We start from the raw sequence: 18,250 nt of genomic DNA, 5'->3' as shown, positions 1-18,250 counted from the left end.
AGCAGGGTACGAGTTTCCGCGCACGAGGAGCGCTAGGCGACGATCCGATCCGAGCCGTCCTCGGTACCGAACGTCAGATGCTCGCCGACGTGGAATCGCCTCGCCGACCACGCCGCTGCAGCCGCGTCGAGAAAATCGTCGACGGCGGGTCCCGGCGGCAGATCCGCGAGATCGAGGTGTCCTTTCCAGCGCATCAGGGTGGCCAACCGCTGCCCGACGCCTCGGCCGGTCTTCTTCGACGCGAACGTCGTCGTCGGTGACATGGCCCGGAACGAGCACTCGGGATGTACCTCGACGTACCTGTCCGGGTCGAAGTCCGCAGCCTGCCATGCCTTCACCGACGGCAGGATGTGCCACGTCTGCTTGCTGATCGCCTTGCCGGTGATTTGCCGAGAAACGGCACACGCTTCGGGATACGACTCGGCGGCGAGCACGTCGACGACCGGCGTGTGAAAGATCGAACTCCTCGCCGTACCGAGAAACGTCTTCGCCTCCAGTTCGCTGACGCGATAGCCGCGTCTGGGCAACGACAGCGGCATGTCGACGCCTACCCGGGCGCAGTCCCGTGTCACCTCGAGCACGTCGGCCACCGACGCGCACTCGGTCCACGTCACCGTGGTCCCGGCGACGATCGCGACCACCCACGCGCCTTTCGCGCCGTCCACACCGGCGAATTTCTCGGCTTCGGAGTTCACCTGTCAGACTCTAGGCATGCGCGTATACCTGGGTGCCGACCACGCCGGCCTCGAGTTCAAGAATCAGATCATCGAACACCTGACGGCAACCGGGCACGAGCCCGTCGACTGCGGTGCGTTCGACTACGACCCCGTCGACGACTACCCGGCATTCTGCATCGACGCAGCACGCCGCGTCGTCGCCGACCCGGGTAGCCGCGGCCTGGTGCTCGGCGGTTCCGGAAACGGCGAGCAGATCGCAGCCAACAAGGTGCCGGGCGCTCGCTGCGCGCTGGCGTGGAGCGTCGAGACCGCGAAGCTGGCCCGCGAGCACAACGACGCCCAGCTCATCGGCATCGGTGGCCGCATGCACACCCTCCCCGAGGCCCTCGCCATCGTCGACGCCTTCCTCGGTACTCCGTTCTCGGGCGAGGAGCGCCACCAGCGCCGCATCGACATCCTGTCCGAGTACGAGCGCAGCGGCGAGGCACCCGTCGTGCCGGGAAAGCCCGAGTAGGTGCCCGAGGGGCACACCCTGCACCGACTCGCTCGGTTGCATCAACGTCGGTTCGGCGGGGCACCGGTCGAGGCGAGCAGCCCGCAGGGGCGCTTCACCTCCGGTGCCGCGCTGATCGACGGTCTCGTACTCGAGAAGGCCGAGGCCTGGGGCAAGCATTTGCTGCACCGGTACGAGTCCGATCTGATCGTGCACATCCACCTCGGCCTGTACGGGAAGTTCACCGAACAGGCTGTGCCGCTGGATGATCCGGTGGGCGCCGTGCGGCTGCGCATGGTGGGGGAGAAGTACGGAACCGACCTGCGCGGCCCCACGGCCTGCGAGATCTACACCGAGGAGCAGGTCGACGCCCTGGTGGCGCGTCTGGGACCGGATCCGCTGCGTAAGGACGCCGATCCGGACGGGGCTTGGGCACGAATCTCCAAGTCGCGCACGGCAATCGGTACGTTGCTGATGGATCAGAAGGTGCTCGCGGGCGTCGGAAACGTCTACCGCGCCGAGATCCTGTTCCGGCACGAGATCAACCCCATGCGACCGGGCAAGGACCTCGACCGGTCCGAGTGGGACGCGATCTGGTTCGACCTCGTCGAACTGATGAAGATCGGTGTCCGACGCGGTCGCATCATCACCATCCGACCCGAGGACGACCACGGCGACACCTACGGTGCCCGCCGACCACGCTCGTACGTCTACCGCAGACAGGGATATCCCTGCCGGGTGTGCGGAGCCGAGGTCCTGCACTCGGTGATGCAGGCTCGAAACCTGTTCTGGTGCCCGGTCTGTCAGGCGACCTAGAACCCGCCGAAGTCGCCTCCACCACCGAAGTCGCCTCCGCCGTCGAACATCCCCCCGCCGCCGTCGTCCATGGCACCGTATTCCGTGTCGCCGCCGGAGTCCCCGCCGTTGTAGTCGTCACCGCTGCCCCCGTCGGAACCGTCGGCCCCCATGTCTTCGCCTGCCGCAGTCTCTTCCGGAACCCCGGCCATGCCGGAGAACATGGCGGAGAACAGGAACATCGAACCCATTCCCCATGCACCTGCCACCAGGGCCGGCCGCCACCACGGCTCGGAGTACCAGCCCGCGGGTACCGGACGACCCGCGACTCGGCCACCGGGGTAGTAGTTCGGGGTGCGATCGGACGGATCCGGTGATGCCGCGATCTCACGGCCCTCGAAATCGACCTTGCGATCCTCGGTGACTCGACCCGCCTGCTGCTGGCCGTCGATGCCCTGGACCTCCGGGCCCGGGTCCATGCCCATCGCCAGGCGCGCGGCACGGATGTAGTAGAGCCCCTCGAGCGCTGTCTGCTTGGCCAGTCGGGCCTGTTCGGGGGTAGTGGCCTGGTCGATCTGCGACCCGGCGGCGATGTTGCGTTCGGATGCGTCGGCCAGGGCCTGCTTGGACGGTGTGTCGGTGCCGATCAGGTTGTAGACCTGACCGCCGAGGCGTTCGATCGACTGCCGGGCATCGGCCTTGGCGTCGGCCAGCGCGGTTTCGGCCGCCGCGGCAGAGTTCTTCTTGCTGCGCAGCACCAACAGGGCCACTGCGGCGATGACGAGGATGATCAGGACGATTTCCACTGCGGACCTTCCGCCGACGGTGCATGCCCGGTTCGTACGGACAATTCGGACACCGTCCAGGGTACGCGGACACGAAAAAGCCCCGCACCGAGAGTGCGGGGCTTTTCGATGGAGCCGATGACGAGAATCGAACTCGCGTAGCCTGTTTGGAAGACAGGGGCTCTACCATTGAGCTACATCGGCGTGCAAACAACAGTCGTGGGATCGCCAGTTCCGTCGCCTGCGTTTCAAGACTGTACCCAAAGCCGCTGCCGGATTCCAAACCGGCATGCCGCGCCGGGTTCGTCCGAACGACATCGGTGGGGCGCCGATGAGGGGCTACTATCGGTTGCTGTTCAATGGTGTGGGTACGACGGGGTGTGGCGCAGCTTGGTAGCGCATCCGCTTTGGGAGCGGAGGGTCGCAGGTTCAATTCCTGTCACCCCGACAAATGAGGGCCGCAGGCACGGTTCGCCGTGTTTCGCGGCGAGCGAGGTAAGACCGCAAGCCAGCACCGTAAGCGCCACCAGCAAGCAAGAATTACCAGAAGGAGCATGTCCCGTGAAGAGCACCGTCGAGCAGCTGAGCCCGACGCGAGTCCGTATCAACGTTGAGGTGCCCTTCGAGGAGCTCAAGCCTGATTTCGACCGCGCGTACAAGGCTTTGGCTCAGCAGATCCGCCTCCCCGGCTTCCGTCCCGGCAAGGCTCCGGCCAAGTTGCTCGAGGCTCGCGTCGGCCGTGGTGCGGTTCTCGAGCAGGTCGTCAACGACGCTCTTCCCGCTCGCTACTCCGAGGCCGTGACCAACGAGAAGGTCAAGGTCATCGGCCAGCCCGAGATCGAGATCACCAAGATCGAGGACGGCACCGAGCTCACGTTCACCGCCGAGGTCGACGTCCGCCCCGAGATCGACCTGCCCGACTACTCGACCATCAGCGTCGTCGTCGATCCGCTCGAGATCAAGGACGAGGCCGTCGACGAGCAGCTGCAGTCGCTGCGCCAGCGTTTCGGCACCCTGACCGGTGTCGATCGTCCCGTTCAGTCGGGCGACTTCGTCTCGATCGACCTCTCGGCCACCGTCGACGGCGAGAACGTCGAAGAGGCAACCGCGAGCGGACTGTCCCACGAGGTCGGCTCCGGCCAGCTCATCGAGGGACTCGACGACGCGATCATCGGCGTCTCCGCGGACGAGTCGAAGGAGTTCACCTCCACGCTCGTCGCCGGTGAGTACGCAGGCAAGGAAGCCGTCGTCACGGTCAAGGTCGTCTCCGTCAAGGAGCGCGAGCTGCCCGAGGCCGACGACGAGTTCGCGCAGCTGGCCAGCGAGTTCGACACGTTCGACGAGTTGCTCGCCGACCTGAAGACCCGCGTCGAGCGCGTCGCGAAGGTCGAGCAGGCCGGTCAGATTCGCGACAAGGTGCTCGAGACGCTGCTCGAGACCCTCGAGATTCCGGCTCCCGAGGCCGTCGTCAAGGCCGAGGTCGACTCCCAGGTGCACGAGGCCATCCACGGCCTCGACCACAACGAGGAAGCACTCGCCGAGCTGCTCGAGTCGCAGGGTTCGAGCCGCGAGGAATTCGACAAGGACGTCAAGGAAGGTGCCGAGAAGTCGGTGCGTACCCAGCTCCTTCTCGATGCGATCGCCGAAGCAGAGAACACTCAGGTCGGGCAGGAAGAGCTCACCGAACGGATCATCTTCCAGGCGCAGCGCTACGGCATGCCGCCCGAGCAGTTCATTCAGCAGGTGCAGCAGGCCAACCAGCTCGGTGCCGTGTTCGCCGATGTCAAGCGCGGTAAGGCGCTGGCTTCGGTCGTCGAGCGCGTCACCGTGACCGACACCACCGGCGCGAGCGTCGACACCGCAGAGCTGTTCGGCAGCCCCGCCGATGCTCCCGACGAGGTCGAAGCAGCAGATTCTTCCGAGGGCGAACAAGAGAAGTAACGCTCACAGCGAACGACGGCGGTTCCGGGACTCCGGAGCCGCCGTCTTTCGTTAGTGTCTGTGTCAGGAACCAACGATTTGTTATGGAAAAGGCAGGTACCGTGACTGTTCAGAATCCGGCGGCTTCGCACCAGCAGAGTCCCGTCATGACTTCGGCTGCAGCAGGGCTGAATCTCAGCGACTCCGTGTACGAGCGTCTGCTTCAAAACCGCATCATTTTCCTCGGTACCCAGGTCGACGACGACATCGCCAACAAGTTGTGCGCTCAGATCCTGCTGCTCTCGGCCGAGGACCCCACTCGCGACATCGCGCTGTACATCAACTCGCCCGGTGGCTCGGTCACCGCGGGTATGGCCATTTTCGACACGATGGAATTCGCCGAGTGCGACATCGCAACCTACGGAATGGGTCTGGCTGCCTCGATGGGTCAGTTCCTGCTCTCGGCCGGTGCCAAGGGCAAGCGCTACGCCCTGCCGCACGCGCGCATCATGATGCATCAGCCCTCGGCCGGCATCGGCGGCAGTGCCTCCGACATCGCCATCATGGCCGAGCAGTTCGCGCACACCAAGCGTGAGATGGCGGAGCTCATCGCCCAGCACACCGGGCAGACCGTCGAGCAGATCACCGAAGACTCCGATCGCGACCGCTGGTTCACGGCGCAGGCGGCCAAGGAATACGGGTTCGTGGACCACGTCGTCAGCCGTGCGCGGCAGGCCGGCGGAATCGGCGAGTAATTCGGCCGCTCCCGGCGACCCTCGATCACTTACATCTTGGAGAAACGATGACAAACCTGTTCGACCCCAATCAGCTGCCGTCCTCCCGATACATCCTGCCCTCCTTCGTCGAGCACTCCAGCTACGGCGTGAAGGAATCGAACCCGTACAACAAGCTGTTCGAGGAGCGCATCATCTTCCTCGGCGTCCAGGTCGACGACGCGTCCGCCAACGACGTCATGGCGCAGCTGCTGGTGCTCGAGGGCCTCGACCCCGATCGAGACATCACGATGTACATCAACTCGCCCGGTGGCTCGTTCACCTCGCTGATGGCGATCTACGACACGATGCAGTACGTCCGCGCCGATGTTGCGACCGTCTGCCTCGGCCAGGCCGCGTCGGCCGCGGCCGTCCTGCTCGCCGCCGGTACTCCCGGTAAGCGTGCGGCGCTGCCCAACGCGCGCGTGCTGATTCATCAGCCCTCGAGCGGTGGCATCCAGGGCCAGGTGTCCGACCTGGAGATCCAGGCCGCCGAGATCGAGCGCATGCGTCGACTCATGGAGACCACCCTCGGCCGCCACACCGGTAAGGATCCCGACGTCATCCGTAAGGACACCGATCGCGACAAGATCCTCACCGCGGAACAGGCCAAGGACTACGGGATCATCGACACCGTGTTCGAGTACCGCAAGCTCTCTGCTCAGAAGTAGGAGAGCGAGTACCACCGGTCGGACCGAAAGGTCCGGCAGAAGATTCCGACGCCGGGCGTGAGTGTGAAACTCCGCCCGGCGGTCGCGATCGACGACCCGAATGCTCCATTCGGTGAAATCGGGTGGCGAATCACCGGAAACAACCCGCCCATGTTCGGCGAACACGGGTACCGTCGCATCCAAGAACTCGGTCGACCGAAGTCGGCATGACGACAGACCGAGAAGTAGCCCACGAAGGTTTCGGCCACACCCGGTCGGCGTGGGTCGTACGCGGACAAGGAAGTAGGAACCTCCGAATGGCACGCATCGGTGACGGTGGCGATCTGCTGAAGTGCTCCTTCTGCGGCAAGAGCCAGAAGCAGGTCAAGAAGCTCATCGCTGGACCAGGGGTGTACATCTGCGACGAGTGCATCGACCTGTGCAACGAGATCATCGAAGAGGAATTGGCCGAATCGAGCGAAGTCAAGCTCGACGACCTGCCCAAGCCCTCCGAGATCAAGGACTTTCTCGAGAACTACGTGATCGGCCAGGACGCTGCCAAGCGCACGTTGGCCGTTGCGGTCTACAACCACTACAAGCGCATCCAGGCCGGTGACAAGGCGCGCGACGTGCGAGGCGAATCCGTCGAACTGGCGAAGTCGAACATCCTGATGCTCGGACCGACGGGGTGCGGAAAGACGTATCTCGCGCAGACGCTGGCCAAGATGCTCAACGTGCCCTTCGCCATCGCCGACGCCACCGCCCTCACCGAGGCCGGCTACGTGGGCGAGGATGTCGAGAACATCCTGCTCAAACTGATCCAGGCAGCGGACTACGACGTCAAGCGCGCCGAGACCGGCATCATCTACATCGACGAGGTCGACAAGATCGCTCGCAAGAGCGAGAACCCGTCGATCACGCGTGATGTGTCCGGTGAAGGCGTGCAGCAGGCGCTGCTCAAGATTCTGGAAGGAACTCAGGCCAGCGTGCCGCCGCAGGGTGGTCGCAAGCATCCGCATCAGGAGTTCATCCAGATCGACACCACGAACGTGCTCTTCATCGTTGCCGGTGCATTCGCCGGACTCGAGAAGATCGTCTCCGATCGGGTCGGCAAGCGCGGGCTCGGATTCGGGGCCGAGGTTCGCTCCAAGGCCGAGATCGACACGCAGGATCACTTCGCCGAGGTGATGCCGGAGGATCTGATCAAGTTCGGTCTGATTCCCGAGTTCATCGGTCGACTGCCGATGATCGCGTCGGTGACGAACCTGGACAAGGAATCGCTCGTGACGATTTTGTCCGAGCCGAAGAACGCGCTGGTCAAGCAGTACCGCCGGTTGTTCGACATGGACGGCGTCGAGCTCGAGTTCACCACCGAGGCCCTCGAAGCAATCGCCGACCAGGCCATTCTCCGTGGAACCGGTGCTCGTGGACTGCGCGCCATCATGGAGGAAGTTCTGCTTCCGGTGATGTACGACATCCCGAGCCGCGACGACGTGGAGAAGGTCGTCGTGACTGCCGAGACCGTCAACGACAACGTGCTGCCGACCATCGTGCCGCGCAAGCCCGAGCGTCCGGAGCGCCGCGACAAGTCCGCCTGACACGCGCCGGCCGAGCTGCTGAACAACGACGAATCCCCGACCTCATCGCGAGGTCGGGGATTCGTCGTTCGCGCTGTGTTCAGCCGATGATCACGGCGTGCGCGCCGGGGACGTCGGTCACGGCGGGGAATCGGAGCCGAACCAGGGGGTCGTGGCCGGGTACGACGGTGCCGGTGCCGGCGGCGAGCTCTCGGATGCGGTCGAAGGCCCCGTACATGTCCGGCAACGCGTGCAGGATCGCGAACGGGCTGTCGTCCTCGAAGTTCTCGTAGAAATGACTGGCGTCGGAGGCCAACACCACGGGGCCGCGTTCGGTGTTCGCTCTGACCACCTGCATGCCTGCGGTGTGTCCGCCGACGGCGTGCACGGACAGCCCCGGGAACAGCTCGTGATCGCCGTCGACGAGGTCGAGTCGATCCCCGCGATCGGCGGTTTCGATGTGTTCGGTGTCGGCTCGCGAGTGCAACCATTGTTCTCGGGTGATGCGGGCGGCCCACGGTCCGGTCCAGTACTCGAGTTCTGTGCGCTGCACCACGTATCGCGCGATCGGGAGCTCCGCGACGACCCCGGTGTGGTCGTAGTGCAGGTGGGTCAGGATGCAGGTGTCGATGTCGTCCGGTGTGAGGCCGAGTTCGCCGAGCAGGTCGATGGGTGACCCGTGATAGTCGAGCCCGTCGATAGATTCTGCTGTGGCAGCGGAAATTCCGGCGTCGATCAGCACCGTGCGGGTTTTCGAGAGGGCGAGCCACACGTAGTAGGCCACCGTCTGGCTTTCGGTACTGCGTTCGTCGCGCTGATGAAAGAGTTTGCTGCGCAATGCCGTTCGACTGGCATACTGCAGGGCGAGCACCGTCCAGGTGCCCGCCGCTGCAGGTCGAAGTGCGTCGATCACGATCTCGGTCAGACCGACGCGACGCGCGCGCTGTCGGTGGTTCGGGTCGGAACGCCGAGCTCGTCGGTGGGGGTACGGAAGGTCTCCTTCGAGGTCGCGACTATCACGACGTTGATGGTGCAGAAGACCGCGGTGACGATCGCGACGGGTAGCCATGCACCGATCTCGGCTCCGGCGATCGCGCCTGCGATGGTCGGCGCGAACCCTGCGATGGCGAAGCCGATCTGGGTTCCCAGTGCGGTTCCGGTCAGACGGACCCGGGCCGGGAACATCTCACCGTAGAACGAGGGCCAGACGCCGCCGGTGGCGCTGTGCACGAAACCGAACATCACGATGCCGAAGACGAAGATGAGAACGTAGTTGCCGCTCGAGATGGACCACAGGTAGCCGAACATCAGGATCGCGCAGCCGATGGAGCCGAAGAGGAACACCGGCTTGCGGCCGATGCGATCCGACAGTGCACCGAAGAAGGGCAGTGCGAACAGTGCGACGACGTTGGCGAGAACGCCGACCCACAGCATGGGGGTGCGTTCGAGGCCGACGGTGTTCACGGCGTAGGACAGCGCGTAGACGGTGAAGATGGTGCTGACGGAGGCGATGACTGCGGCCAACATGACGCGGACCACGGCCGACCGATGCTCGCTGAGCAGTTCTGCCACCGGCAGGCGCTGTGGCTCGGTCGAGGCCTTCTCTTCCTCGAAGACCGGGGTCTCGTCGAGCGAACGGCGGATGACGAAGGCGGCGACGACGACAAAAGCGCTGAGGAAGAACGGGATTCGCCAGCCCCAGCTGAGCAGTGCCTCCTCGGGGAGCATGGCGACGGGCAGGAACACGGCGGTGGCGAGAATCTGTCCGCCCTGAGTGCCGCTGAGGGTGAAGCTGGTGAAGAACGCGCGCCTGTTGTCCGGGGCGTGTTCGAGCGTCATCGAGTTCGCTCCGGCCTGCTCACCGCCGGCGGAGAATCCCTGGCACAGCCGAAGCAGCACCAGGATGATCGGAGCGGCGATGCCGATGGATTCGTACGACGGCAGGACGCCGACGCCCAGGGTGGCGATTCCCATCAGCAGGACGGTGGCGACCATGACCTTCTTGCGTCCGTACCGATCACCGATGTGGCCGAGGACCAGTGCGCCGAGCGGCCGTGCGAGGTAGCCGACGCCGAAGGTGGCCAGGGCCAGCAGGGTGCCGGTCGCCGGGTTGGAGCCCGGGAAGAACACGCGGCCGAAGACGAGCGCGGCGGCGGTGCCGTAGATGAAGAAGTCGTAGTACTCGAGGGCGCTTCCGACCCATGCGGCGGTCGCCGCTTTGCGCGGGTTCGCCCCGGGGCGAAGCGGCGTCGGGTGGGTGCCGGGGGTGTGCGAATCCATCGTTCTCGTGTCTCTCTTCGTGAGGCGGGGGAGCGTAGGCGCTGGTCGACGACGCGTTCTCGGCGATCGGACCGCTAATGTACTAAATGGTTAACACCGGGTGCCTCTGAATACTGAACGTGATCCATGCCACGTGTCAACCCCTGACGTGACGAGACCTACCGAGAAATCGCGAATTTCAGCGAGAAGGCGAGGTCAGGAACGCAATGATCATGTCGCCGAGCATCGAGCGCAGCCGGTCTCGATGCTGGGGATCGGTGAGGTCGCGGCCGAAGAGGGCCTCGAAGGTGTACCGATTCGACAGGCGGAACACGCAGAAGCTGCTGATCGTCATGTGCACGTCGAGGGCGTCGACGTCCGTGCGGAACACGCCGTCCGCCTGGCCTCGCGCCAGGATGCTCGACAGCAGTTCCGCGGCGGGATTGCCGAGGTTGCTCAATGCCTCGGACGTGGAGATGTGTTCGCCGCGAAGGATGTTCTCGGTGGAAACCAGGCGGATGAAGTCGGGATTCTCCTCGTGGTGGTCGAACGTCAGTGATGCGATGGCGCGAATGGCTTCGACCGGTCCGAGGCCCTCGACGTCCACGTCACGTTCACGCTCGCGAATGCGCAGGTACGACCGCTCGAGTACGGCCTTGTACAGGCCTTCCTTGTCGGTGAAGTAGTAGTACAACATCCGCTTGGTCGTGTGCGTGCGCTCGGCGATCTCGTCGATGCGCGCCCCTGCGAAGCCCTTGTCCGCGAACTCCTCGGTGGCCACCTCGAGGATGTTGTGCCGGGTCAGGTCGCTGTTGCGTCGACGCTTGACGGTGGGTCCGCTGCTGTCGTCGGACGTGTCGGTTGCGCGCGGAGCCATGGAACAACTCTATCGGCGCCGATTGTGGCGAAAGGGTTGGGCGCGAGGCGGACGCGTAGTACCGTCGAGCTAACTCACCAAATCGTACATTAAGGCTCGAGGAGATCGACATGCCGGAATCCCTGCTCTGCGGACTGATCGGGACGGGTATCGGCAAGTCGCTCACGCCCGCGATGCACGAACGAGAGGGCTCCGAGCACGGGCTGACCTACCAATACCGGATCATCGACCTGGACAGCCGTGGACTGACCGTAGAGGACCTTCCCCGTCTCGTTTGCACCGCAGCAGACCTCGGATTTCGGGGACTCAACATCACGCACCCGTGCAAACAACGCGTCATCTCCTGCCTCGATGCGCTCTCCGAGGACGCCGCCCGACTCGGAGCCGTCAACACCGTGGTGTTCGCCGACGGCCGAGCCGTCGGCCACAACACCGACTGGTCCGGATTCGATCGCAACTTCGGCCGCGGCCTACCCGGTGCCGACATCGGTGACGTGGTGCAACTCGGTGCCGGGGGAGCAGGGGCAGCGGTTGCTTACGCGATGGCCCGCCGCGGCGCAGTCAGGCTCACGCTCGTGGACGCCGATCCGGTTCGGGCACAACAACTCCGAGATTCCTTGTCGGTTATGTTTCCCGATGTCGAGATCCTTTCGGCAGGCCTCGACTCGCTCGCCACCGTTCTCGCGTCCGCAACCGGCCTGGTCCATGCCACCCCGATCGGAATGGTCGAACATCCCGGATCTGCTGTGCCCGAGTCACTCCTGCACCCGAAGATGTGGGTCGCCGAGGTCGTGTATCGACCGGCCGAGACCGAGTTGCTCGCTGCCGCATCCCGGGCTGGCTGCCGAACGCTCAGCGGAACCGGGATGGCGGTGTTCCAGGCCGCCGACGCCTTCGAGATATTCACCGGACGCACCGCCGACGCCGATCGAATGATCGCGCACATGAGCGCGCTGATCGCACTGGAGGATCGCGCGACCGCAGGTGCTCTCGCATGACGTACATTGCCACGTCGGTGGCCACCGTATCGCTCAGTGGTTCGCTGGACGAGAAGATGCGCGCCATCGCAGACGCCGGGTTCGACGGTTTCGAGGTGTTCGAGCCGGACTTGATCAGCTCACCGGACCTTCCCGAGGACATCGCGAAGAAAGCAGCAGACCTCGGCTTGACCCTCGATCTCTATCAGCCCTTTCGCGACGCAGACTCGGCCGACCCGGAACAGTTCGCCCGCAATCTCGTTCGCGCCGAACACAAATTCGACGTGATGGAACAGCTGGGGTGCGATCTGCTGTTGGTCTGCTCTTCGCCGCTGGCCGGTGCCGTGCGTGACGACGCCCTGCTGGTCGAACAGATGGCAACCCTCGCCGAACGTGCCCATCGGCGCGGAATGCGCCTGGCGTACGAAGCGTTGGCGTGGGGTGCCCACGTCAGCACCTACCGCCATGCCTGGGACATCGTCCGGCAGGTCGATCATCCCGCGCTGGGAACGTGCTTGGACAGCTTCCACATCCTTTCTCGCGGTGACGATTCCGCCGGCATTCGCGAGATCCCCGGCGAGAAGATCTTCTTCCTGCAGTTGGCCGACGCCCCGCACCTGGTGATGGACGTACTGCAGTGGAGCAGGCACCACCGGTGCTTCCCCGGGCAGGGCAGCTTCGATCTGGCGCGCTTCGGAGCCGATGTCGCTGCCTCCGGGTATTCCGGCCCGTGGTCGCTCGAAATCTTCAACGACGTCTTCCGGCACTCCGACACCGGCCGCACGGCATCCGACGCGCATCGGTCGCTTCTGTACCTCCAGGAGCAGGTGCGCGGTGTCGAAACACCGTCCGCCGGCAACGATCTGTTCGCGCCGCCACCGCCGGGTCCGATCGAGAACGTCGTCTCGCTGCGGATCGCGGCAGGGCCCGCGAAGGCTGCGCAGCTGGGCACGACACTGCGACACCTGGGCTTCGATCTGACCGCAGCACACAGCGAACACGGCCTCAGCCTGTTCACCCAGGGTCCGCTGGCCGTCGCCGTCGACACCACGGTGGACACGCTGTGGACCGCGCCGGGCGTCCCGGCTCACCTACCGGCACTGGCGCAGATCGGGATTCGCAGCGAGCGCCCGGATCTGTGGCTGACTCGGGCACGCGCACTGGGAGTCACCGCGTCCACCGTCTCCATGCCCGGTGTGGCAGACGCGACCGACGCAGTGGTGCGCCTGGCCGTGACCGGTGCGACGTCGCTGGACCTACGCACCCGCGACAGTGCGGGTGCCTGGCAATCGGCATTCGATCTGGTGCCGAGGGTGGTGGAAGAGAACCGGGCGTGCGTCTCGCACGTGGATCACATAGCACTCGCCGTGCCTGCCGAGAGCTGGGACGGCGTGATGCTGCTGCTGCGCTCGGTGTTCGGCATGGTGCCACACGAGGGCCAGGACGTCGTCGACGCGATCGGCCTGGTTCGGAGCCGAGCCCTCACCCTCGCCACCGCCAGCGGCACGATTCGACTCTCGCTCAACATGGTTCCCGGCCGCCCGTCCGACTCGGACCCGCTTCCCGCGGCCCGGCGCGGAGGCGTCGGACATGTGGCGTTCGGGTGCGAGGACATCTACGCCGCAGCGAGAGCAACGACCGAACGCGGGCTCACCCCGCTGCGGATCTCGCCCAACTACTACCGCGATCTCGACGCGCGATTCGGGCTCGGCTCCGAGACCCTGGACGCGATGCAGCGTCTGGGGATCCTGTACGACGCGGACGCGACCGGCGGTGAGTTCTTCCACTTCTTCACCGAAACCGTGGGCGACGACCTGTTCTTCGAGGTGGTCCAGCGCGTGGGTGGCTACGAGGGCTACGGGGAGACCAACTCGGCTGTGCGACTGGCGGCGCAACTGCAGTACTGACCGGTGATCAGCCGATTCGCTCGAACACCGCAGCGAGTCCCTGGCCGCCGCCGATGCACATCGTCTCCAGTCCGTAGCGGACCTCTCGGCGGTCCATTTCGCGCAACAGCGTTGCCAGAATGCGGGCTCCGGTGGCGCCGACGGGATGGCCGAGCGAGATGCCGGAACCGTGTGGGTTCAGCCGCGGATCGTCGGGGTCGATGCCCCAGGACCGCGTCACGGCGAGAGCCTGTGCGGCGAACGCTTCGTTGAGTTCGATGATGCCCATGTCGTCGAGACTCAGTCCCAGCCGTCCGAGCGCCTTCTCGCTCGCGGGAACCGGCCCGATCCCCATCGTGCGTGGGGCAACACCTGCCACGCCCCAGCCGGCCAACCGCGCCAGAGGCCGAAGGCCGAGCGCGGCAGCTTTTTCCGGGGTGGTGACGATCGCGATCGCGGCACCGTCGTTCTGTCCACTGGCGTTTCCTGCGGTGACGGTCGACTCGGGGTCGAGCGACGCACGGATCGCCTTCAGCTTCGCCAGTGATTCCACGGTGGTGTCGGCCCGCGGATGCTCGTCGGTGGTGACGAGCATCGGCTCCGATTTGCGTTGGGGGACCCAGACTCCCACGATCTCCTCGGCGAAGACACCGCTGTTCTGCGCGGCAACTGCACGTCGGTGGGACTGGACTGCGAGTGCGTCCTGATCGGCGCGGCTGATGGAAAATTCCGCGCGCAGGTTCTCTGCGGTTTCGATCATGCCGCCGGGCACCGGAAAGTTCATGCCGCCCGCGGTCACTCGCGCCCGGGCGAGGCGGTCGGACAGAGCCACGGCCTCGGCCTTGACGCCCCAGCGCATGCCGGTGGCGTAGAACTCGGTCTGACTCATGCTCTCCACGCCGCCGGCCAGCACCAGATCGTTGCCGCCGGACTGGACCTGCATGCACGCCTGCAGTACTGCCTGCAGACCGGAGCCGCAGCGCCGGTCGACCTGCATTCCGGGGACGTCGATACCCAGATCGGCATCGAGCGCGGCAATGCGTCCGATGGCCGGTGCATCGCCGTTGGGGGACGCCTGACCGAGGATCACATCGTCTATGTCGGCACCGGAAATGCCTGTGCGGGCTACGAGTTCGGCGATCACCGTGCCGGCAAGAGCCTGGGCGGAGATATCTCGGAACTGGCCGCCGAAGCGACCGACCGGGGTTCGAAGTGGTTCACAGATCACGGCGTCAGGCATGGGTGGTTCCTCGCTTGTCGTTGGGTCCGGTGCTCACCCGGAGCAGGTCGATCTCGATGGCGCGGGTGGCGTCGAGCAGAGCCGGGAGCAGTTCTGCGCGCACCGCATCGGCGGAATGCCGCGCGGCCTGGGTCGAGACGTTCGCCGCGGCGACAACTGCTCCGTGTCCGTCGTGGATGGGAGCTGCGATGGATCGCAACCCCTCTTCGAGTTCCTGGTCCACCAGGCAGAAGCCGTCGGATCGGACCCGGTCGAGTTCGCGTCCGAGCACGTCGGGGGTGGTGATCGTCTTACCGGTGAGAGGTGTCAAGCGCACCCGATCCAGGTAGGCCGCGAGTTCGTCGGCAGGCAGTCCGGCCAGCAGCACGCGACCCATCGATGTTGCGAACGCGGGAAACCGGGTGCCTATGTTGATGCCGACGGTCATGATGCGGCTGACCGGAACACGGGCGACGTACACCACGTCGTCACCGTCGAGAATCGAGACCGAGGACGACTCGCGCACCCGTTCGGCCAGCGCCTCGAGGTGCGGCCCCGAGACTTCCGGGAGCGACAGGCTCGACAGGTAGCTGTAGCCCAGCTCGAGCACTCGTGGGGTGAGCCAGAACATCGAGCCGTCGGTACGGACGTAGCCGAGTTCGACGAGGGTGAGCAGGAACCGCCGGGCCGTGGCTCGGGTGAGGTCGGTCGCTCGCGCGACATCGGAGAGTGTTCGACGCGGATGCTCGGCGTCGAAGGCCCGGATCACCGCAAGACCACGGCCCAGCGACTGGACGTAGTCCGAGGACGGCGGCGGTGATTCCGCGGAGTTCACGAAGTACCCGATTCGGTCTCGGCCGAGGTCTCGGCGATGGCTGCGTTCGCGAGACCGAATGCACTGTTGCTGTTCGGAACTCCCGCGTACACCGCGGTGTGCAGGAACACCTCCGCCAGGGTGTCCGGCGCAGTGCCTGCTCGAAGGGCGGCCCGGATGTGCATGTCGAGTTCGTGCTGATTGCCCACGGCCGTCAGGATCGCCAGCGTCAGCAACCGGCGGGTGTGGTGATCGAGTCCTGGGCGATTCCAGATGTCACCCCACGCGGTGCGGGTGATGAAATCCTGGAACGGTGCGGTGAAGTCGGTTCGTGCGGCGATGCTGCGGTCGACATGCGCATCGCCGAGGACGCTGCGCCGCACCTCCATTCCGGCATCGTGGGCCGCTGCGCGTCCGGCGGCATATGCATCCGATCCGAGGTGTGCGGCAATGGCCGCGGTGACTTGCCCGGCTTGCTCGACGTTGGCCAGATGTGCGGCCGGGTCGAGAACCCGGAACGTCGATCCGATGACGCCGTCCGCGATGATCTTCAGGTCGTCGGGGGTGGTCGAGGGATCCTGCCGGCCGGCGATCACCAGGGTCGGAGCGGTGATTCGGTTCAGATCCGCACGAGAATCCCAGTCCGAGAGCGCCTCACAGCATGCGGCGTAGCCCTCGTCCGAGGTGTCGGCGATCATCCGGCGATGCCGGTCGACGAGATCGGCGTCGCGAGCGGCCAGTTCGGGGGTGAACCAGCGCTCGAGTACGGCGTCGGCCAGCGACGCCGTTCCCGCCGCTCGGACCGCTGCGGCCCGGTCGAGCCATTGCGTCGGCTCACCGAACTTTGCCGAGGTGCACAGCAATGTCAGAGTCCGCACTCGCTCCGGGCGATGGATGGCGATCCACTGCGAGACCGCGCCGCCGAGAGACAGGCCGACGAGGTGCGCACGTCGAAGATCGAGGGAATCGAGCAGTGCAAGAACATCTTCGGCGAGTTCGGCCACCGAATATGGACCGGGTGGGACCGCAGACCCTCCGTGCCCGCGCAGGTCGACGGCGACAACGTGAACGGAGGCGGAGAGCGTTCCGATCTGCGGGTTCCACATCGATCGATCGGAGCCGAGCGAACCGATCAGCACGACGGTCTCCGCGTCGGAGCTCGGCCCGTCGGTGCGTTCGTGAGCAAGTGCGACGGTCATCGTGAATCCTTCGATTCTGTGGTGTGTTCGGTGTCGAGGGCGTGCTGGGCGAGGATCGCGTCGACCAGCTCGGGTGCGTGGCCGAGATATGCGGCCGGGTCGAGCAGCTCACGCACCGTCGACGGTGGCAGGAATGCCGTGATGGCAGGGTCGTTGTCGAGCGGCGCTCCCGCCGCGCATCGCGCAGTGACAATCTCGCGGGCCTGCTCGGTGTGCGCTGCCAAGGCCGCGGTGACTCGTTCGGCGAGCAGAGCTCCGCCCGTCGCGTCGAGGTTGCGGGCCATTTCTTCGGGATGAACGTGCAACCCGCTCAGGCTCTGCGAGAGTCGATGGGCGGCACCACCGGTGAGGCGCAACAGATCGGTGATCGTCTCCCATTCGGCATGCCACCCTCCCGCGGCTCGCTGATGTTCGTGGTCCATGTTCGACAGCACCGTGGACACGGCACCGGGGACCCGCCGGGCCGCAGCGCGAGCCGTGACGGCAGCAACGGGATTGCGCTTGTGCGGCATCGCCGATGATCCACCCGGTGCGTCCTCCGAGACCTCACCCAGCTCGGTGGCGGACATCGACACGATGTCCTGGGCGATCTTGCCGATCGTTCCTGCCGCGATGCCCAAGGAGCACGCGATGTCGGCTATCGCGGTCCGGTCGGTGTGCCAGGGCGCGTCCTGTCGAGCCAATCCCAGTTCGACGGCGAGCGCCGCGGCGATGGCCGGTCCGTGCGGATACACGGCGGCGAGAGTGCCTGCAGCCCCGCCGTACTGGACAGCGCATGCACCTCGAACGACCGCGACCCTGATCCGCGCGCGGCGCAGCCCCGAGAACCAGTTCGCAGCCACCAGGCCGAAGGTGGTGGGCAACGCCTGCTGGCCGAGAGTGCGGGCCGCCATCGGGGTGGTCCGGTGGGTCTGGGCGAGACCACGCACTGCCGCACTCGCAGCGTCGAGCGAGCCCTCGATCGCTCCGAGCGCATCGCGGCAGACAAGCATCAGCGCGGTGTCCATGATGTCCTGGCTGGTGGCCCCGGGATGCACTGCCGTGGCGGGAACGTCGGCCCCGGCCACCTCGCTGCGAAGGAGCTTCACCAACGGGATCACCGGATTGCCCCCGGCCGTCGCGTCCACTCCGAGCCTCGCGATATCCAGGTGCGCCCCGAGTTCGGTCGCAGCAGTGGTGACGACCTCGGCGTGACCGGCGTCCACGAGACCGACCGTGGCGGCGGCCCGGGAGAGCGCGGCCTCGACGGCGAACATCGCTGTCACCCAGGCTCGGTCGCCCACGAGCGGCGCAACGGCATCGCTACCGAACGTCGGATCGAACAGTGCCCCTCGCTCGGATTCCATCGT

At 65.7% G+C, this 18,250-nt stretch carries 17 protein-coding genes and 2 tRNA genes; 9 read left to right on the top strand and 10 right to left on the bottom strand.

Annotation, left to right across the window (positions count from 1 at the left end; all coding sequences use genetic code 11):
* Positions 1 to 32: 32 nt before the first annotated feature.
* The gene (locus CH251_RS09255; protein ID WP_094612838.1) at positions 33 to 695 is read right to left on the bottom strand and encodes a DUF429 domain-containing protein; all 663 of its coding nucleotides are present in this window, start codon (positions 693 to 695) and stop codon (positions 33 to 35) included.
* Between the two features lie 16 nt (positions 696 to 711).
* Between CH251_RS09255 and CH251_RS09250 the strand changes: the two genes are divergently transcribed.
* Together CH251_RS09250 and CH251_RS09245 are read left to right on the top strand one after the other, a co-directional pair.
* Positions 712 to 1,191: a ribose-5-phosphate isomerase gene (locus CH251_RS09250; RefSeq protein WP_037193169.1), complete on the top strand. Its 480-nt coding sequence runs from the start codon at positions 712 to 714 to the stop codon at positions 1,189 to 1,191.
* The gene (locus tag CH251_RS09245) at positions 1,192 to 1,986 is read left to right on the top strand and encodes an Fpg/Nei family DNA glycosylase (protein ID WP_094612837.1); all 795 of its coding nucleotides are present in this window, start codon (positions 1,192 to 1,194) and stop codon (positions 1,984 to 1,986) included.
* On the opposite strand, the gene CH251_RS09240 is transcribed toward CH251_RS09245, so the two are convergent.
* On the bottom strand, positions 1,983 to 2,771 hold the full coding sequence (locus tag CH251_RS09240) for a hypothetical protein (protein ID WP_094612836.1): 789 nt from the start codon (positions 2,769 to 2,771) through the stop codon (positions 1,983 to 1,985). The two genes, CH251_RS09245 and CH251_RS09240, sit on opposite strands and share 4 nt — an antisense overlap.
* A gap of 109 nt (positions 2,772 to 2,880) precedes the next feature.
* Positions 2,881 to 2,954 (bottom strand) — tRNA-Gly (locus tag CH251_RS09235).
* Positions 2,955 to 3,124: 170 nt separating this feature from the next.
* Between CH251_RS09235 and CH251_RS09230 the strand changes: the two genes are divergently transcribed.
* From CH251_RS09230 to clpX, 5 genes are all read left to right on the top strand, one after another.
* Positions 3,125 to 3,198 (top strand) — tRNA-Pro (locus tag CH251_RS09230).
* Between the two features lie 113 nt (positions 3,199 to 3,311).
* A complete protein-coding gene (gene tig, locus CH251_RS09225) occupies positions 3,312 to 4,691 on the top strand; it encodes a trigger factor (protein ID WP_179273726.1) in 1,380 nt (459 codons plus the stop codon).
* 83 nt (positions 4,692 to 4,774) lie between these two features.
* Complete coding sequence (locus tag CH251_RS09220; RefSeq protein WP_082073666.1) at positions 4,775 to 5,425, top strand: ATP-dependent Clp protease proteolytic subunit; 651 nt, start codon at positions 4,775 to 4,777, stop codon at positions 5,423 to 5,425.
* Positions 5,426 to 5,472: 47 nt separating this feature from the next.
* The gene (locus CH251_RS09215) at positions 5,473 to 6,114 is read left to right on the top strand and encodes an ATP-dependent Clp protease proteolytic subunit (protein ID WP_008715342.1); all 642 of its coding nucleotides are present in this window, start codon (positions 5,473 to 5,475) and stop codon (positions 6,112 to 6,114) included.
* Positions 6,115 to 6,410: 296 nt separating this feature from the next.
* Positions 6,411 to 7,691: an ATP-dependent Clp protease ATP-binding subunit ClpX gene (gene clpX, locus CH251_RS09210; protein ID WP_032394600.1), complete on the top strand. Its 1,281-nt coding sequence runs from the start codon at positions 6,411 to 6,413 to the stop codon at positions 7,689 to 7,691.
* Positions 7,692 to 7,770: 79 nt separating this feature from the next.
* Here the strand turns inward: clpX and CH251_RS09205 are convergent, their stop codons facing one another.
* The 3 genes from CH251_RS09205 to CH251_RS09195 all read right to left on the bottom strand — a co-directional run bounded on the left by CH251_RS09205 (position 7,771) and on the right by CH251_RS09195 (position 10,806).
* On the bottom strand, positions 7,771 to 8,583 hold the full coding sequence (locus CH251_RS09205) for an N-acyl homoserine lactonase family protein (protein ID WP_256978920.1): 813 nt from the start codon (positions 8,581 to 8,583) through the stop codon (positions 7,771 to 7,773).
* A gap of 8 nt (positions 8,584 to 8,591) precedes the next feature.
* Complete coding sequence (locus CH251_RS09200; RefSeq protein ID WP_094612834.1) at positions 8,592 to 9,950, bottom strand: MFS transporter; 1,359 nt, start codon at positions 9,948 to 9,950, stop codon at positions 8,592 to 8,594.
* A 178-nt stretch (positions 9,951 to 10,128) separates the two neighbouring features.
* Complete coding sequence (locus CH251_RS09195; RefSeq protein ID WP_094612833.1) at positions 10,129 to 10,806, bottom strand: TetR/AcrR family transcriptional regulator; 678 nt, start codon at positions 10,804 to 10,806, stop codon at positions 10,129 to 10,131.
* A 110-nt stretch (positions 10,807 to 10,916) separates the two neighbouring features.
* On the opposite strand from CH251_RS09195, the gene CH251_RS09190 reads away from it, so the two are divergent.
* Together CH251_RS09190 and CH251_RS09185 are read left to right on the top strand one after the other, a co-directional pair.
* Positions 10,917 to 11,804 carry a shikimate dehydrogenase gene (locus tag CH251_RS09190; RefSeq protein ID WP_094612832.1) on the top strand — a complete coding sequence of 296 codons (888 nt, stop codon included), beginning with the start codon at positions 10,917 to 10,919 and terminating at the stop codon, positions 11,802 to 11,804.
* Positions 11,801 to 13,690 (top strand): sugar phosphate isomerase/epimerase and 4-hydroxyphenylpyruvate domain-containing protein, encoded by a 1,890-nt coding sequence (locus tag CH251_RS09185; protein ID WP_094612831.1) that lies wholly within the window; start codon positions 11,801 to 11,803, stop codon positions 13,688 to 13,690. The genes CH251_RS09190 and CH251_RS09185 overlap by 4 nt, the downstream gene beginning before the upstream one ends.
* Positions 13,691 to 13,697: 7 nt before the next feature.
* Here the strand turns inward: CH251_RS09185 and CH251_RS09180 are convergent, their stop codons facing one another.
* From CH251_RS09180 to pcaB, 4 genes are read right to left on the bottom strand one after another with little or no spacing between them, the layout of a single operon-like run.
* Complete coding sequence (locus CH251_RS09180; protein WP_094612830.1) at positions 13,698 to 14,909, bottom strand: acetyl-CoA C-acetyltransferase; 1,212 nt, start codon at positions 14,907 to 14,909, stop codon at positions 13,698 to 13,700.
* Positions 14,902 to 15,723, bottom strand: coding sequence for an IclR family transcriptional regulator (locus tag CH251_RS09175; RefSeq protein ID WP_094612829.1), 822 nt, complete (start codon positions 15,721 to 15,723; stop codon positions 14,902 to 14,904). The genes CH251_RS09180 and CH251_RS09175 overlap by 8 nt, the downstream gene beginning before the upstream one ends.
* Positions 15,720 to 16,901: a 3-oxoadipate enol-lactonase gene (pcaD, locus tag CH251_RS09170; protein ID WP_094612828.1), complete on the bottom strand. Its 1,182-nt coding sequence runs from the start codon at positions 16,899 to 16,901 to the stop codon at positions 15,720 to 15,722. Before pcaD ends, CH251_RS09175 begins: the two co-directional genes overlap by 4 nt.
* Positions 16,898 to 18,247 carry a 3-carboxy-cis,cis-muconate cycloisomerase gene (gene pcaB, locus CH251_RS09165; protein WP_094612962.1) on the bottom strand — a complete coding sequence of 450 codons (1,350 nt, stop codon included), beginning with the start codon at positions 18,245 to 18,247 and terminating at the stop codon, positions 16,898 to 16,900. The genes pcaD and pcaB overlap by 4 nt, the downstream gene beginning before the upstream one ends.
* Positions 18,248 to 18,250 lie beyond the last annotated feature (3 nt).

The organism is Rhodococcus sp. 06-462-5, assembly GCF_002258315.1.
In the GTDB taxonomy this organism is placed as follows: Bacteria; Actinomycetota; Actinomycetes; order Mycobacteriales; family Mycobacteriaceae; genus Rhodococcoides.
This window is presented reverse-complemented; position numbering and strand designations above follow the sequence as displayed.

Excerpts from the sequence above, each read along its gene's own strand:
- pcaD (WP_094612828.1), bottom strand. The coding sequence starts at position 16,901 with ATGACCGTCGCACTTGCTCACGAACGCACCGACGGGCCGAGCTCCGAC.
- CH251_RS09250 (WP_037193169.1), top strand. The coding sequence starts at position 712 with ATGCGCGTATACCTGGGTGCCGACCACGCCGGCCTCGAGTTCAAGAAT.
- pcaB (WP_094612962.1), bottom strand. The coding sequence starts at position 18,247 with ATGGAATCCGAGCGAGGGGCACTGTTCGATCCGACGTTCGGTAGCGAT.
- clpX (WP_032394600.1), top strand. The coding sequence starts at position 6,411 with ATGGCACGCATCGGTGACGGTGGCGATCTGCTGAAGTGCTCCTTCTGC.
- CH251_RS09180 (WP_094612830.1), bottom strand. The coding sequence starts at position 14,909 with ATGCCTGACGCCGTGATCTGTGAACCACTTCGAACCCCGGTCGGTCGC.
- CH251_RS09215 (WP_008715342.1), top strand. The coding sequence starts at position 5,473 with ATGACAAACCTGTTCGACCCCAATCAGCTGCCGTCCTCCCGATACATC.
- CH251_RS09190 (WP_094612832.1), top strand. The coding sequence starts at position 10,917 with ATGCCGGAATCCCTGCTCTGCGGACTGATCGGGACGGGTATCGGCAAG.
- CH251_RS09220 (WP_082073666.1), top strand. The coding sequence starts at position 4,775 with ATGGAAAAGGCAGGTACCGTGACTGTTCAGAATCCGGCGGCTTCGCAC.
- CH251_RS09185 (WP_094612831.1), top strand. The coding sequence starts at position 11,801 with ATGACGTACATTGCCACGTCGGTGGCCACCGTATCGCTCAGTGGTTCG.
- CH251_RS09195 (WP_094612833.1), bottom strand. The coding sequence starts at position 10,806 with ATGGCTCCGCGCGCAACCGACACGTCCGACGACAGCAGCGGACCCACC.
- CH251_RS09200 (WP_094612834.1), bottom strand. The coding sequence starts at position 9,950 with ATGGATTCGCACACCCCCGGCACCCACCCGACGCCGCTTCGCCCCGGG.